Here is a 14,636-nt window from a genome sequence, read left to right on the forward strand (position 1 = left end):
GCCATGACCCGTGACATCAAGGACCTCATCGTCGCCCTGGATATTGGTACCAGCAAAGTTGTTGCCGTGGTTGCCGAAATCCTGCCGGAAGGGCGCTTTGAAGTGCTCGGCCTGGGCCAGCACGAGTCGCGCGGCATGCGCAAGGGCGTGGTGGTCAATATCGAGACCACCGTCAATTCCATCCAGCGCGCGCTGGAGGAAGCCGAGTTGATGGCCGACTGCAAGATCCGCGATGTTTATACCGGCATCGCGGGCAGCCACATCCGCAGCTTTAACTCCAGTGGCATGGTGGCCGTCAAGGACAAGGAAGTCACCGCGACCGATGTCGCGCGTGTCATCGAGACGGCCAAGGCGGTGAATATTCCGACCGATCAGCAAGTGCTGCACGTGCTGACGCAGGAGTTCATCGTCGATGGTCAGGAAGACATCCGCGAGCCGATCGGCATGAGCGGCCTGCGCCTGGAAGTGCGCGTGCATATCGTGACGGGCGCGGTGAGCGCGGCGCAGAACATTGTTAAATGCGTACGCCGTTGCGGCCTGGAAGTGCAGGACTTGATTCTGCAGCCCTTGGCCTCGAGCTTGTCGTGCCTGACCGCCGACGAGAAGGAACTCGGCGTGGTGCTGGTCGATATCGGTGGTGGCACCACCGATGTGGCGATTTACACGGGCGGCGCGATACGCCACACCGCCGTGGTGCCAATCGCTGGCGATCAGATCACCAACGACATCGCGGCCATGCTGCGCACACCCACGCCGGATGCGGAAGAAATCAAGCTGCGTTATGGCGTGGCCAAGCAAATGCTCGCGCGTCCGGATGAGACGGTCGAAGTGCCCGGCTTGGGCGATCGCGGTCCGCGTCAGGTCAAGCGTCAAGCCTTGGGCGCGGTGATCGAACCGCGCGTCGAGGAACTGTTCTCGCTGGTGCAGCAAGTCGTGCGCGAGTCTGGCTATGAAGACCTGCTGGCGTCCGGCGTGGTGCTGACGGGCGGTTCTTCGCAGATGCCCGGCATGATCGAGTTGGCCGAAGACGTATTTCTCAAGCCCGTGCGCCTGGCCGTGCCCGAGTACGAGGGCAGCCTGGCCGACGTGATGCGTAACCCGCGGTTCTCGACGGTCATGGGCTTGTTGCAGGAAGCGCGCATGCAGCGCGTGCGCGGTCGCAAGGTCGCGGCGCAGACGGGCAGCTTCAAGAGCCTGCTGGCGCGCATGAAGGAATGGTTCATGAATTGAATGAAGGGAACAGACGGGGGCCTGTTCCCGGCGTAGGCCGTCGCAAGACGGTTTAGGCCGAACCGGAGAAGTTGCCAAGTCTGGCGATTCCACGAATCAACAGCATTTGGCAGCCGCTCCTGAAAACATAGGTTGGTGGGGAATTTTTCTGATCTGCATTATCTGGACTTGTGAGGGAGTCAATGATGAACTTTGAAATGCTTGAGAACAACACCAAGGGGACCGTCATCAAGGTCGTCGGTGTTGGCGGCGCGGGCGGTAACGCCGTCGCCCACATGATCCGCAGCGGTGTGAGCGGCGTGGACTTCATCTGCGCGAACACTGATGCCCAAGCACTGGCCGCGACCAACGCGCCGGTGCAGATCCGTTTGGGCCGCACGGGCCTGGGCGCAGGCGCCAAGCCCGAGCAGGGTCGTGCTTCGGCCGAGACCGCTCGCGAAGAAATCCGCGCCGCGTTGAACGGCGCGCACATGGTGTTCATCACTGCCGGTATGGGTGGTGGCACCGGTACGGGAGCCGGCCCCGTCGTCGCCGAGGTGGCCAAGGAATTGGGCATCCTGACCGTGGGCGTGGTGACCAAGCCCTTCTCGTTCGAGGGCAACAAGCGCCTGCGCATGGCCGAAGAAGGGATTTCCGAACTGGCCAAGCACGTGCATTCGCTCATCGTGGTGCTCAACGAAAATCTGTATGAGCTGATGGACGAGGATGCCACCCAGGAAGACTGCTTCAAGTCGGCCGACGACATTCTGCACAACGCTTGCGCCGGCATTGCCGAGATCATCAACGTCGAAGGCAATGTGAACGTCGACTTCGAAGACGTGAAGACGATCATGGGCGAGCAGGGCCAGGCCATGATGGGCACCGCGACTGCCAGCGGCGCCGACCGCGCCCGCGTGGCTGCCGAGCAAGCCATTGCCTGCCCGCTGCTCGAAGGCGTGGATCTGCACGGCGCGCGTGGCGTGCTGGTCAACATCACTGCCAGCCGTTCGCTGAAGATGCGCGAAACGCGCGAAATCATGGAAACCATCCGCAGCTACGCTTCGGAAGACGCGACCGTGATTTTCGGTACGGCCTACGACGAGTCGATGGGCGAGAACCTGCGCGTGACCGTGGTCGCGACCGGCCTGGGCCGTGGCGTGGCTGCGCCGAAGCTGGTGCAAAACGTGGTCGAAGGCCTGCGCACGGGTACCGACGACGTGCCGATGATCGGCACCCTGACCGGTGGCCAGGGCGGCGACTATCGCAACCTGGATGTGCCGTCCGTGATGCGCAATCCGCGTTCGCAGGCGTCGGCCCAGGTCCGCGCGCTGGAAAGCTCGGGTATGGATCATTTCGATATCCCGGCCTTCCTGCGTAAGCAAGCCGATTGATGTTGCGTTAAACGGTCCAGGGAACTGGTCCGACTCCCTCTGCGCCGGCTCGTCTCCCCAGGCGAGCCGGACGCCGGGCGGGCTTTGTATGCGTTCGCGTGCTAAATCATGGCGCCCAACGGCGGGCGAGGTTACAATGTCACCTTACGCCGGCGATTTGTAGGCATTTACCGGCAAAGCTCAAGCAAAGATCACCCATGTTTCGACAGCGCAGTATTCAGAATCTCGTTCGCACGACCGGCGTAGGCGTCCACTCGGGGCGTCGCGTTGAGCTCACCCTGCGTCCTGCCGAGGCAAATACCGGAATCGTGTTTCACCGCGTCGATCTACCCGAAGTGGTTGATCTGCCCGCGCGTGCCGATGCGGTGGGCGACACCCGTATGGCATCTGTGTTGCAACAGGGCAATGTGCGCGTGTCCACGGTCGAGCATTTGATGTCTGCGTTGGCTGGCCTGGGTATCGACAATCTGCATGTCGATCTGACGGCCGAAGAAGTGCCCATCATGGACGGCAGCGCGGCGACCTTCGTGTACCTGCTGCGCTCGGCGGGCATCGTCGAACAAAATGCGCCCAAGCACTTCATCCGCGTAAAAAAACCGGTAGAAATCCGCGAAGGCGAGGGCCGAAACCTGAAATGGGCCCGTCTGGAGCCGCATGAAGGCTTCGCGCTGGCTTTCTCTATCGATTTCCGTCATCCCGCGATCGACTCCACGGCGAATTTCGCCGAGATCGATTTCGCGACACATTCCTACGTGCGCGAGATTGCGCGCGCGCGCACCTTTGGCTTCGTCAATGAGGTCGAGGCCTTGCGCTCCATGGGCTTGGCCCGGGGCGGCAGCCTGGACAACGCGATCGTCATGGACGAGTACCGCGTGCTCAATAGCGATGGCTTGCGCTATGACGATGAGTTCGTCAAACACAAGATCCTCGATGCGATCGGCGATCTGTATCTGGTGGGCAAGCCCTTGGTTGCCCGTTACGTGGCCTGCAAATCCGGCCACGCCTTGAACAACCAGCTCGCCCGCGCCTTGCTCGCGCAGCGCGATGCCTGGGAATTGGTCACTTACGAGTCGCAAGCGGCAGCGCCCCAGGCGTTTCGCCACGAATGGAAGCTCGCCTGATCAGACTTTGCTGATTCGTTGTGCGCCCGGCTCCGCGGTAGCGCCTGCGTGGCGGCGTGCCAGAGCGGGGCGAAATCGGCATATCCTGTTGGCTGATGGCGTTGTCCGATAGCCGTCGGACGTGGCGCCAAGCAAACTTTCAATCGCAACACTGTAACGCGGCGCGTGTGGTATCGACGCCTACGTGTGCCATTCACCCCTTGTGATGCGCGAGCAATTTGGCCACCGCGTCGGCTAAAGGGCCAGGACGCAGGCTTTCTTGTAACGTTTCGAACGCGCCCAGCGCGGTCGGCCCCAGTGGCTGCGCTTCCTTGGGCGGCCGCGGTGCTTTCGAGCCCGGGCGCGGCATCCCGGCTTGAACCCGAACCGTAATTTCGTTAAGGTTCCAGCCTTGGGTGTTGAGCGCCTGTACGATGCGCGGCGCGAGCTGACGCAGCTTGGCCGCATGCGCGGCGCTCGGTACCGCTAGTTGCAGCCTCGGGGGTTCGAGCTTGGCCACGACGCAGACCACGCCTAGCGTGGGCGGCAGTATGGCGCCGATCGCCTGTTGTATCTGCAGGTGCCTGCGTGCTGTTGCCAGCACGCCCGCGCCGCGCGCGTCGTGCCCCAGCCATCCCAGCGGCGTTTCACTACGTCGCCCGCCTGGCGAACGAGAGCGGTTTGATGTGTATCGGTTCATTCCGTCTCAATAACAGGATTTGCCTACTTTGAAGATTGTCATTATGCACGCCCGCGAGGGCCAGCCCGGCCAACAGGTCCTGGGCGGTCTGCGCTTGGGGCTGGTTGTGGTCGCCATGCTGGCCACTGCGGCGCTCGTCGGCGCCACCTTGCAGCGTTACCTGACGCCCGTGGCCTTGCCCGCCTATAAGGTCGATTGGGCCGCCTATTCTCCCGGGGGGCAGCCCGAGCGCGACGCGGCCTACCTTCGAGAGAATATTAGTCTGCTCGCGGCCAAGGTGGGCGAGCTGCAGGCCAAGCTGGTCAGTGTGGACAGCGTCGGACGGCGCGTGGCCAAAGTAGCGGGGGTGGCCTACACCGATCCTGAACTGGCCGCCAGCCTCAATGCCCCGGCCCAAGCCGAGGAGGTCATGGACAACTTGTTCACGGACCGCCAGCCGCCACCCGCGCTGGAGTCCGCCGAAGAATTGGGACGCCAACTCGACGCATTGCAGGCACGTCTGGCCCGGCAGACCGACAATTTGCGCATGCTGGATGTCGCGCTGACGCGGCGGTCAGCCGATCAAGCCAGACTGCCTTCGACCATGCCGGTCAGTAACTATCCTTATTTGAGTTCCTCTTATGGCTGGCGCCGCAATCCCGTGACGCATCGCTATGCCATGCACGAGGGCCTGGATTTCGCCGCGCCCGCGGGCACGCCGATATTGGCTGCCTCGGGCGGTGTGGTGCTCGATGCCCGTTACCAACCAGGCTATGGCAATACGGTGGAAATCGATCATGGCGATGGCCTGATCACCCGCTACGCACACGCGTCCAAGCTTTTGGTCAAACCCGGCGAAGTCGTGGGCCGCGGCCAAGAGGTTGCGCTAGTGGGCTCGACGGGACAGTCCACCGGACCGCATCTGCATTTCGAGGTGCGGCTGGCTGGCCAGCCGCTAGATCCGCGCCTGTTCTTGCAGGGGCCGGAGTCCACGCCACCCGTTGTGGCGCAAGCGTCGACCTCACATGCGGCGCATTCGAAGACGGCGCAGTCGCCTCGCGCGACAGTGACGCAGTAATTCGCCTGATTTGCATCGTACTAGTCAGGCTACGCGCGCATTTGATCCAAGCTGAGCCGATACTCTCCGAGGTGCGTTAAACTCGATCGCTTCTAGTGGAATTGCTCCGCTCAACCTAAGTAATAATCCGCGCCGCGCGGAGCCGGCCCTTGATGGGCCCAGGCAATGACGGCGCCCGCCACCGACACGCATGGTTTCTCTGCTAAAAAAACTCATAGGTAGCCGCAATGACCGGCTGCTTAAGCAGTATCGCAAGCTGGTAACCCAGATCAATGCCCTGGAACCCAAAATGGCTGCGCTCTCGGATGTAGAGCTGACCGCCAAGACCGATGAGTTCCGTAACCGGTACGCTCAGGGCACCTCCTTGGATGATTTGTTGCCCGAGGCGTTTGCTGTCGTGCGCGAGGCGGGCAAGCGGGTGTTCGGCATGCGCCACTTCGACGTGCAGTTGTTGGGCGGTATCGCCCTGCACAACGGCAAAATCGCTGAAATGCGCACGGGCGAAGGCAAGACGCTCATGGCCACGCTGCCGGTCTATCTGAATGCGCTGGCTGGCAAGGGCGTGCACGTCGTGACGGTCAACGATTACCTTGCGCGTCGCGATGCGGGCTGGATGGGGCGCCTCTACGGCTTCCTGGGCCTGACGACTGGCGTCGTGGTGCCGCAACAGCCCAACGAAGAGAAAATCGCCGCCTATCAGGCTGATATCACCTACGGTACGAACAACGAATTCGGGTTCGACTACCTGCGCGACAACATGGAATATCGCGTCGAAGATCGCCGTCAGCGCGGTCTGTCGTATGCGATCGTCGACGAGGTGGACTCCATCCTGATCGACGAAGCGCGTACGCCGCTGATTATTTCCGGGCAGGCCGAGGATCACACCGAGCTGTACCGCGCCATGAATGCCGTGCCGCCGTTTCTCACGCGCATGGCATCCGAGCCGAAGCCGCACGAACCCGAACCCGAGGGCGACTACTGGGTCGACGAGAAATCTCAGCAGGTGTTCCTGTCGGAAAAGGGTCACGAGACGGCCGAACGCCTGCTCGCGCAACAAGGCCTGCTGCCCGAAGGCGAGTCGTTGTACGACCCGCGTCATATTTCGTTGATGCACCATTTGATGGTGGCGTTGCGCGCGCACACGCTGTTCTTCCGCGATCAGCAATACGTGGTGCAAAACGGCGAGGTCGTCATCGTTGACGAATTCACCGGTCGTCTGATGGTGGGTCGTCGTTGGTCCGATGGCCTGCACCAGGCGGTTGAGGCCAAGGAAGGCGTGAAGATCCAGCACGAGAACCAGACGCTGGCATCGATCACGTTCCAGAACTACTTCCGCATGTACGAGAAGCTCTCGGGCATGACCGGTACGGCGGATACCGAAGCCTACGAGTTCCAGGAAATCTATGGCCTGGAAACTGTCATCATCCCGCCCAACAAGAAGTTGATCCGGGACGACCAGAACGATCAGGTCTTCAAGACCGCGACCGAGAAGTACAACGCGATCATCAACGATATTCGCGATTGTCACGAGCGCGGCCAGCCGGTTTTGGTCGGTACCACCAGCATTGAAAACTCCGAGCTGATTTCCGGACTGCTCAAGCAGACCGGATTGCCTCACGAAGTGCTCAACGCCAAACAGCACGCTCGCGAAGCCGAGATCGTGGCCGAGGCCGGCAAGCCCGGTCGCATCACGATCGCCACCAACATGGCCGGTCGCGGTACCGACATCGTGCTGGGCGGCAGCGTCGAGAAACAAGTCGATTTGGTTCGTGCCGACGAGTCGCTGTCCGATAGCGAAAAAGAAGCCCGCATCGCGCAGATCCGTGCCGATTGGTTGCCGTTGAACGAGCAGGTCAAAAAGGCCGGCGGCTTGCGCATCATCGGTACCGAGCGCCACGAGTCGCGCCGGATCGATAACCAGCTGCGTGGCCGTGCCGGCCGCCAAGGCGACCCGGGTTCTTCGCGTTTCTATCTGTCGCTCGAAGACCCGCTCATGCGTATCTTTGCCGGCGATCGTGTGCGCGCCATCATGGAGCGCCTGAAGCTCCCCGAGGGCGAGCCGATCGAGGCGGGCATGGTGACGCGTTCCATCGAGACCGCGCAACGCAAGGTCGAAGGCCGCAACTTCGATATCCGTAAACAGCTGCTCGAATACGACGACGTTGCCAACGATCAGCGCAAGGTGCTCTACGCGCAACGTAACGAGGTGCTGGAATCGACCTCGGTACGCACTGCGGTCGAGAACCTCGCCGACGCCGCCGTCACCGATATGGTTCGTCGTTTCATCCCCGCTGATTCGGTGGAAGAGCAGTGGGATGTTCCGGGCCTGGAGAAAACGCTCGCGGCCGACTGGCATCTGGTGCTGCCGCTGTCCGATATGCTGGAAAAAGAGGCCAGCCTCACCGATGAGGATATCCTCACGCGCGTGGCTACCGCCGTGCGCGAGGTCTACGCTGGCAAGATCGCGCTGGTGGGCGACGAGCCCTGGGCGCAGTTCGAGCGTTCGATCATGCTGCAAGCGATCGATACGCATTGGCGTGAACATTTGTCGTCGCTGGATCACCTGCGTCAGGGTATTCATCTGCGCGGCTATGCGCAAAAGAACCCTAAGCAGGAATACAAGCGCGAAGCCTTCGAGTTGTTCTCCAATATGCTCGATCGCATCCGTGACGATGTGGTGCGCGTCTTGATGACCGTGCGGGTGCAGTCGCCCGAGCAGGTCGAGCAGGCCGAGGCGCAAGCCAATCAGTCTCAGGTCGAGAATGTGCAGTACCACCATTCCGACTACGACGAAGCATTGGCTCAGGCCGACGCCAACCAGCAAGGTCAGGCACAGGAGCCCGCGCGCAACGCCATGCCCAAGGTCGGGCGCAACGATCCGTGCCCGTGCGGCAGTGGCAAAAAGTACAAGCAGTGCCACGGTAAGCTCGTATAAAGCTCAGGGGATGGTAAATTGCCATCCCCTTTGTTTTTTCAGGCAGGCGTCGTCATGTTCCATCCTTCCGATGTCACCGATTTTGATCATGCCGTGGTGATGGTGCGCGACCGGCTCGACGAGCTGGCCCCCCATTTCGAGGCGCAGGGCTTCCTGCTTAGCGATAAGTCGGTCCACAACCTCGGTTCCTGCAATCGCCTGATCGCGCTGGATAGCACCTATATCGAGCTATTGGGTTGGCCGCCGGGAGCGCCTCCCGCTCGCAAGGAAATTGCCGATTCTCCTTTCGGCCTGGAGGCCTTGGTGTTCCGCACCTATGATGCCGAGGCCACCCGCCAGCGCCTGCTCGACGAAGGATTCGCCGCGAATCCCGTTCAAGCGCTGACGCGGCCAGCCATGGTCGAAGGCAAAGAGATCCAGGCCAGCTTTCAGACCGTGCGCTTCGCCGAGCAGCCCTTGCCCGGCATCCGCATGTACTTCTGCCAGCACCTGACGCCGGAATGCGTGTGGACGCCGCGCTTGATGGCACACCCTAACGGCGCCGAGCGCGTCGAGCGCATCGAGGTATATGCCGCCGAGGAACAAGCGGTGGCGTGGCGCTTGGGCGTGGTCGCCGACGCGCGAGTCGAGGAAGCCGCCGAGGGCTGGGACGTCGTGCTGGGCAATCTGCGCATCAGCGTCATTCACGACGCGACCGCGCTGATCCCGCGTCTGGGGCGCCTGATCCTGCAGCATAAAGACAGTCTGCGGGAACTGAATACCGGACTCTGACCGCCGGGGCGCACGGAGACAACAATGAAAGTAGCGGTGCTAGGCGCGGGCGTGGCCGGGATGGCGGCTGCCTATTACCTTTGGCGCGATGGGCATGAGGTGGTCGTGGTGGATCGCCGGTCCGGGGCCGCGCTCGAAACGAGTTTTGGCAATGCCGGCGGCTTATGCCCCAGCTTCGCCGGCCCGTGGGCCGCGCCCGGCATGATAGGCAAGGTCCTGAAAATGGCCTTGCAACGCGAGGCGCCCATTCGGTTTTCCTTGTCGCCCAATCCACGCAAGCTGGCCTGGCTGGCGCGCTGGGTGGGCAACTGCAACGCGGAACGTTTTCGCGCCAATAAACTGCGCATGCAGCGAGTCGCGCACTATAGCCATGCTTGCCTGAAATCGCTGGCGGCATCCGGCTTGCCGGTGGATTTTGATTATCACGAAGACGGCACGCTGCAGGTGTTTCGCCAGGCGTCTGAACTCAAGCTCGTCAAAGGGATTACCCAGGCGCTGGACGAATACGAAGTGCCCTGGCGATTCCTGGAGGGCGACGAGGTGCGCGCGCAGGAACCGGCGCTTGCGGCTTCCCACGCTCCGATCGCAGGTGCTTTGTATCTGCCACGGGATGGCTCGGGCGACAGTCATAAATTCGCGACCTGCTTGGCGGCTTATCTGGCGCAGCAGGGCGTTGTCTTTCACTACGGCGCACGGATTACCGCGCTGCCGTCGGCGGGAGACCGCATTGAGGGGGTACGAATTGAAGGGCAGTCCACACCGCTGACGGCAGATGCCTATGTGCTGGCGCTGGGCCCCCAAGCCCCGTTCTTGCTGCGCCCACTGGGTATCTCATTGCCAATTTACCCCATGAAAGGCTATTCGATCACGGCCCCCATTCACGATCCCTCACGCGCGCCGCGCGCGGCCTTGATGGATGAGTACAACAAGGTCATGATCTCGCGGCTCGGCGACCGTGTGCGCGCGGCAGGCATGGCGGAGCTTAAAGGTTACGATGCCAATGTCGACCCTGGACGCGTGGCCTTTTTGAAAAACGTCGTCCGTGAATGGTTTCCGCAAGGCGTGGGGATCGAGGAAGCCCAAGCCTGGGCAGGTTTACGGCCCATGACCCCGGATGGCCCGGCGATACTCGGCAAGACGCGCTACCGCAACCTTTATCTGGACTGCGGGCACGGTTCGAACGGCTGGACGCAGGCCTGCGGGACGGGCAAGATCGTGGCCGACATCGTCACCGGCCGCGAGCCGGAGGTCGATCTGGAAGGCCTGACAGTGGACCGGTACGCCTGAACGCTTCGTCGCGTGCGCACGCCTGTGTGCACGCGTCAGGGCGCTTGCGCGTTACACCAGGAACAAAGTCGCCAGTCCCAGGAAGATAAAAAAGCCCAGCGAGTCCGTGGCAAACGTCAACAAGACCGACGAGCCGATGGCTGGGTCTTTGCCGAACCGCGTACGCACCATGGGCACCAGCACGCCCACCGAGGCGCCGACCAGCATGTTGCAGATCATCGCCGCCATCATCACCAGCGCGATGGAGATCGAATCCGATATCGCCCAGGCGAACAGGGCCGCCACGATGCTGCCGCACAGACCCACGAGCAAGGTGACCAGCAGCTCGCGCTTGACCAGCTGCCAGAGATTACGCGCGGTGATCCGGCCCACGGCCAGGGCGCGGATAATCATGGTCATGGTTTGATTGCCGGAGTTGCCGCCAATCCCCGCCACGATAGACATCAGGAACGCCAGAATCACGATGTGGCTGACGGTGTCCTCGAAGCGCGACGCCACCAGGGACGCCGTCGCCGCCGTACAGAGATTGAACAACAGCCACGGCGCGCGGTTGCGCAAGGCCTTGGTCACCGGGGCGAAGATGTCTTCTTCTTGCAGACCGGCACGCGAGAGCGCTTGCTCCTGCGAATCTTCCTGGATCACGTCCACCACGTCCGCGATGGTCACGCGTCCGATCAGACGGCCCTGGTCATCCATCACGGGCGCGGACACCAGGTCATACCGTTCAAACGCACCCGCCGCATCCGCGTCGGAATCCAGCGGATTGAGCGTCAGGAAATCCGTGCTCATCACTTCGCGCACTTCGGTATCCGGCTCGCTCACCAGCATGCGCGATACCGGCAGGACGCCTTGCAGCTTGTCCTGGCGATCCACCACGAAGATTTGATCGGTATGGTCAGGTAGCTCGTGCAGCCGGCGCAGATAACGCAGGACGACCTCAAGCGTGACATCCTCGCGCACGCGCACCATCTCGAAGTCCATGATGGCGCCCACGCTGTCTTCGGGGTAGCCCATGGCTTCGAGCAACTGCGCGCGCTCTTCGTCGGTCAGGCCTTTTTGCACCTCCGCCACCACATCCGGCGGCAGATCGGGCGCCAGGTCCGCCAGCTCGTCGGCGTCCATGCTGCCCGTGGCGGCGACCAGATCCTGGCGGTCCATCGCTTCGATAAGCGATTCCCGAACCCAGTCTTCGACTTCCAGCAGCACGTCGGCATCGTGGGTCGCGCTGACCAGACGCCAGACCATCTGGCGCTCGTCCTTAGGCAGCGATTCCAGGATGAACGCGATGTCAGCGGGGTGCAGCGCGTCGACCAGCGATTTCAGCTCGGCTTCATGCTGACGGTGCAGGCGATCCTCGACGCGGGGGGCGGCCTCGTCGTCGGACGTTTCCTGGCGTTGCGCGAGCTCCTCGACGAGCCTCTGGCGACGCAGGAGCTCCTGCACCTCGGACAGCGCGTGCTGCGCGTCTTCGGGGTCTAGGCGGCGAGGTGTCGCGGTGGGGGCGGCGGGCTGCGACATAAATCAGACTTTACAGAGTGGGCAGGGGGCGGCTGCGCCGGGCTTCGTCCGTGGCGACGTAGGTCAGCACCGCCTCGGTGACTTTGACGACCTCCGCATCCATCCGGTTACGCTCGGCGTAAACCTCAACAGACACAGTAACCGAAGTCGTACCCGTCTTAACGATAGTCGTATAGAAACTCAGCAGATCGCCCACAAAGACGGGTTGCTTGAACTGAAACGCGTTGACCGCCACGGTGGCGACCCGGCCGGCGGCGCGCCGCGCGGCGGTGATGGATCCGGCGATATCCACTTGGGCCATGATCCAGCCGCCGAACACGTCGCCATGAATATTGGCGTCAGCCGGCATGGGCATGACTCGCAGCACGGGATCCCGGCCGGCGGGTAGGGAGGTGGAGAAATCTTTGCCGCTAGACATGGGCCGGCTCCAGTCGCAATGAAAACCGGCCGATTATGCAGCAAAACGCCAAGGTCTGCGGGCGCGAGCGGGGTTTTTGCGCGATCGCTGGGCCCATGGCGATCCTGGGACGCGTCCTCGCCGCGTTGAGGGCGCCGCAAGGAGCAGCCGGCGGGACGGGGCCAGGACCGTATTTCGCAAGATTGTCGCCCCGGCGCCGGCACGCGTGTGGGTTTTAAGCCGCCAGCTTCACAATCCAGTAGCCGCCGAAAACCAGCCAAGCGTACAGGATCAAGCCCAGCAGCAGGACTTTAGGCCCGGCTTTACGAATCTGGCCAAAGCGTGTCTCGATGCCAAGCGCGGTCATCGCCATGGTGAGGGCGAACACGTCCAGCCGGCGGATCGCGTGGACGACGTCCGGGGGCAGGATGTGCAGGGAATTAATGATGGCCAGCACCAGAAATCCGACCGCGAACCAGGGGATGGGCAGACGGGTTTTGGTCTGTTCACCGCCCGAGCGCGCGGCGGCGCTGCGCAGCCACATGCCCAGGATCAACAGCACTGGCACCAGCAGGGCCACTCGGGTCATTTTGACGATGGTCGCCACCTCCGTTGTGGCGGGGTCAATGTTGCTGGCCGCCGCGACCACCTGGGCCACTTCGTGCACGGTGCCGCCGATATACAGACCGAGCTCCTGCGTGCTGAGGTGTAGCCAGCCCGCCTGATAGGCGATCGGGTACAGGAACATGGACAAGGTCCCGAACAGCACCACGGTCGCCACGGCGACCGCGCTTTTGTGTGGAGCCGCCCGCAGGGTCGGTTCAAACGCTAGGACGGCGGCCGCTCCGCAGATTGCGCTGCCGGCCGCCGTCAGCATGGCGGTGTCGCGGTCGAGGCCAAGCAGGCGTTGCCCGACAGTGGTGCCAATCAGCAACGTGCCCACCACGACCGCCACCGAGACCGCCAGGCCGGGCAAGCCCACGTCAGCAATTTGTTGGATGCTGATATTCAGACCATAAAACGCCACCGCAATACGCAGCAGGCGGCGCGCCGTGAAATTCACCCCTACCGCCCAATCCGCCGGCATGGTGCCGCGCAGGAAGTTGCCGTAGAGCATGCCGCACACAATGCCGACGATCAACGGCGAGATTCCCAATTGCCGAATGAAGGGCAAGTCGCTCAGTTGCATGACCGCGACGGTCATCAGGGCGACAAATAGCACTCCATTTAGCTTGTCACGCCAAGGGGTAGGCACGGGGAGAGCAGTGGTGGTCGACATCGCATTCGCATTACTAAATAACTAAACGGCATATTAAGTCGCCCCTCTTTATTTGAGAAATTTTTAATTTGGATATTCAATATCAGAAATTCCGATATTTGCCATGACGCCTGATCAGTTACTTACCTTTGCCTATGTCGCCGATGTTGGCAGTATCAGCCGCGCGGCGGAGCTGCTGCACCTGTCGCAACCGGCGGTGTCCGGGCAGCTTCGGCTGCTGCAAGACTGGTTTGGCGAGCCGCTATATCGCCGGCGCGGCCAGGGCGTGGCCTTGACCCCCGCTGGTGAACGCTTGGCGGAGCAAGCGCGCCAGTTGCGGCAGGTGTATCAACAGACCCAATCGCTGCGCGAGTCGTGGCAAGGCTTGGAAACCGGCACATTGCGTCTAGGCGCCAGTACGACGCCCGCGAGCTATCTGCTACCGAGCCTTGTCGCAGCATTCCATCAACAGTTTCCCGCTGTGAGTTTGCATCTGTCAGACGGCAATACCAGCGAGATTGTGGAGAGGCTTCCCCGGCTGGACTTGGCTTTTATCGAGGGCGAAGTCCCTGTCGGTTTACCCGCTGACACGGCGGTACATCCCTGGCGTCAGGATGAGGTCGTGGCGATCGTTCGTGCGGATCACCCTTTGGCAAAACAAGGTGCTGCGCATCTGCAAGAGCTGGTGCAGTTCGCGCTGGTGATGCGAGAACCGGGATCCGGCGTGCGCCGGCTCGTGGAACAGGCGTTTGCACAAGAAGGTCTGGCACCCGCCGTGGGCCTCGAACTCGCCGGGGTCGAAGGCGTCAAACAGGCCGTGCGCGCGGGTCTGGGGATCGGATTTGTGTCGCTGATGTCGATGCGCCATGAAGATGGCACGTTGGCCGTGGTCCGGCTGCATCCGCAACCTCTGACTCGGACGCTGAGTATCCTGGTGCCTCACTCGCAGGCGTCCTCGCGCGCGGCCGAACGTTTTCTAGAGGCGTGTTTTGCGCTGCGGTGACGCAGCGCCA

At 62.3% G+C, this 14,636-nt stretch carries 12 protein-coding genes; 8 read left to right on the forward strand and 4 right to left on the reverse strand.

Annotated features, from left to right (window positions below; genetic code table 11):
* Positions 1 to 3: 3 nt before the first annotated feature.
* From ftsA to lpxC, 3 genes are all read left to right on the forward strand, one after another.
* Complete coding sequence (gene ftsA, locus GOQ28_RS17930) at positions 4 to 1,230, forward strand: cell division protein FtsA (protein ID WP_160350230.1); 1,227 nt, start codon at positions 4 to 6, stop codon at positions 1,228 to 1,230.
* Between the two features lie 182 nt (positions 1,231 to 1,412).
* Positions 1,413 to 2,600: a cell division protein FtsZ gene (gene ftsZ, locus GOQ28_RS17935; RefSeq protein WP_160357398.1), complete on the forward strand. Its 1,188-nt coding sequence runs from the start codon at positions 1,413 to 1,415 to the stop codon at positions 2,598 to 2,600.
* Positions 2,601 to 2,797: 197 nt separating this feature from the next.
* Positions 2,798 to 3,721 carry a UDP-3-O-acyl-N-acetylglucosamine deacetylase gene (gene lpxC / locus GOQ28_RS17940; protein WP_160350228.1) on the forward strand — a complete coding sequence of 308 codons (924 nt, stop codon included), beginning with the start codon at positions 2,798 to 2,800 and terminating at the stop codon, positions 3,719 to 3,721.
* 193 nt (positions 3,722 to 3,914) lie between these two features.
* Here the strand turns inward: lpxC and GOQ28_RS17945 are convergent, their stop codons facing one another.
* Positions 3,915 to 4,400 (reverse strand): DciA family protein, encoded by a 486-nt coding sequence (locus GOQ28_RS17945; RefSeq protein WP_160357399.1) that lies wholly within the window; start codon positions 4,398 to 4,400, stop codon positions 3,915 to 3,917.
* Between the two features lie 43 nt (positions 4,401 to 4,443).
* Between GOQ28_RS17945 and GOQ28_RS17950 the strand changes: the two genes are divergently transcribed.
* The 4 genes from GOQ28_RS17950 (at position 4,444) to GOQ28_RS17965 (ending at position 10,450) form a co-directional block, all read left to right on the forward strand.
* Positions 4,444 to 5,457, forward strand: a complete 1,014-nt coding sequence (locus GOQ28_RS17950; protein WP_160357465.1) for a M23 family metallopeptidase — start codon at positions 4,444 to 4,446, stop codon at positions 5,455 to 5,457.
* Between the two features lie 190 nt (positions 5,458 to 5,647).
* Entirely contained in the window at positions 5,648 to 8,392 is a 2,745-nt protein-coding gene (secA, locus tag GOQ28_RS17955) for a preprotein translocase subunit SecA (protein ID WP_160357400.1), read from the forward strand.
* Between the two features lie 54 nt (positions 8,393 to 8,446).
* Positions 8,447 to 9,163: a VOC family protein gene (locus tag GOQ28_RS17960; RefSeq protein ID WP_160357401.1), complete on the forward strand. Its 717-nt coding sequence runs from the start codon at positions 8,447 to 8,449 to the stop codon at positions 9,161 to 9,163.
* 24 nt (positions 9,164 to 9,187) lie between these two features.
* Entirely contained in the window at positions 9,188 to 10,450 is a 1,263-nt protein-coding gene (locus GOQ28_RS17965; protein ID WP_160350224.1) for a D-amino acid dehydrogenase, read from the forward strand.
* Positions 10,451 to 10,501: 51 nt separating this feature from the next.
* Here GOQ28_RS17965 and mgtE read toward each other — a convergent pair whose 3' ends face one another.
* The 3 genes from mgtE to GOQ28_RS17980 form a co-directional block, all read right to left on the reverse strand.
* Positions 10,502 to 11,968, reverse strand: a complete 1,467-nt coding sequence (mgtE, locus tag GOQ28_RS17970) for a magnesium transporter (protein ID WP_160357402.1) — start codon at positions 11,966 to 11,968, stop codon at positions 10,502 to 10,504.
* Positions 11,969 to 11,978: 10 nt separating this feature from the next.
* Positions 11,979 to 12,386: an acyl-CoA thioesterase gene (locus GOQ28_RS17975; RefSeq protein WP_160350222.1), complete on the reverse strand. Its 408-nt coding sequence runs from the start codon at positions 12,384 to 12,386 to the stop codon at positions 11,979 to 11,981.
* A gap of 214 nt (positions 12,387 to 12,600) precedes the next feature.
* Positions 12,601 to 13,644, reverse strand: a complete 1,044-nt coding sequence (locus GOQ28_RS17980) for a YeiH family protein (RefSeq protein WP_160350221.1) — start codon at positions 13,642 to 13,644, stop codon at positions 12,601 to 12,603.
* A 103-nt stretch (positions 13,645 to 13,747) separates the two neighbouring features.
* On the opposite strand from GOQ28_RS17980, the gene GOQ28_RS17985 reads away from it, so the two are divergent.
* Positions 13,748 to 14,626 carry a LysR family transcriptional regulator gene (locus tag GOQ28_RS17985; RefSeq protein ID WP_160350220.1) on the forward strand — a complete coding sequence of 293 codons (879 nt, stop codon included), beginning with the start codon at positions 13,748 to 13,750 and terminating at the stop codon, positions 14,624 to 14,626.
* The last annotated feature ends 10 nt before the right edge of the window (positions 14,627 to 14,636 follow it).

It is taken from the genome of Bordetella sp. 02P26C-1 (assembly GCF_009763255.1).
GTDB lineage: Bacteria > Pseudomonadota > Gammaproteobacteria > Burkholderiales > Burkholderiaceae_B > Bordetella_A.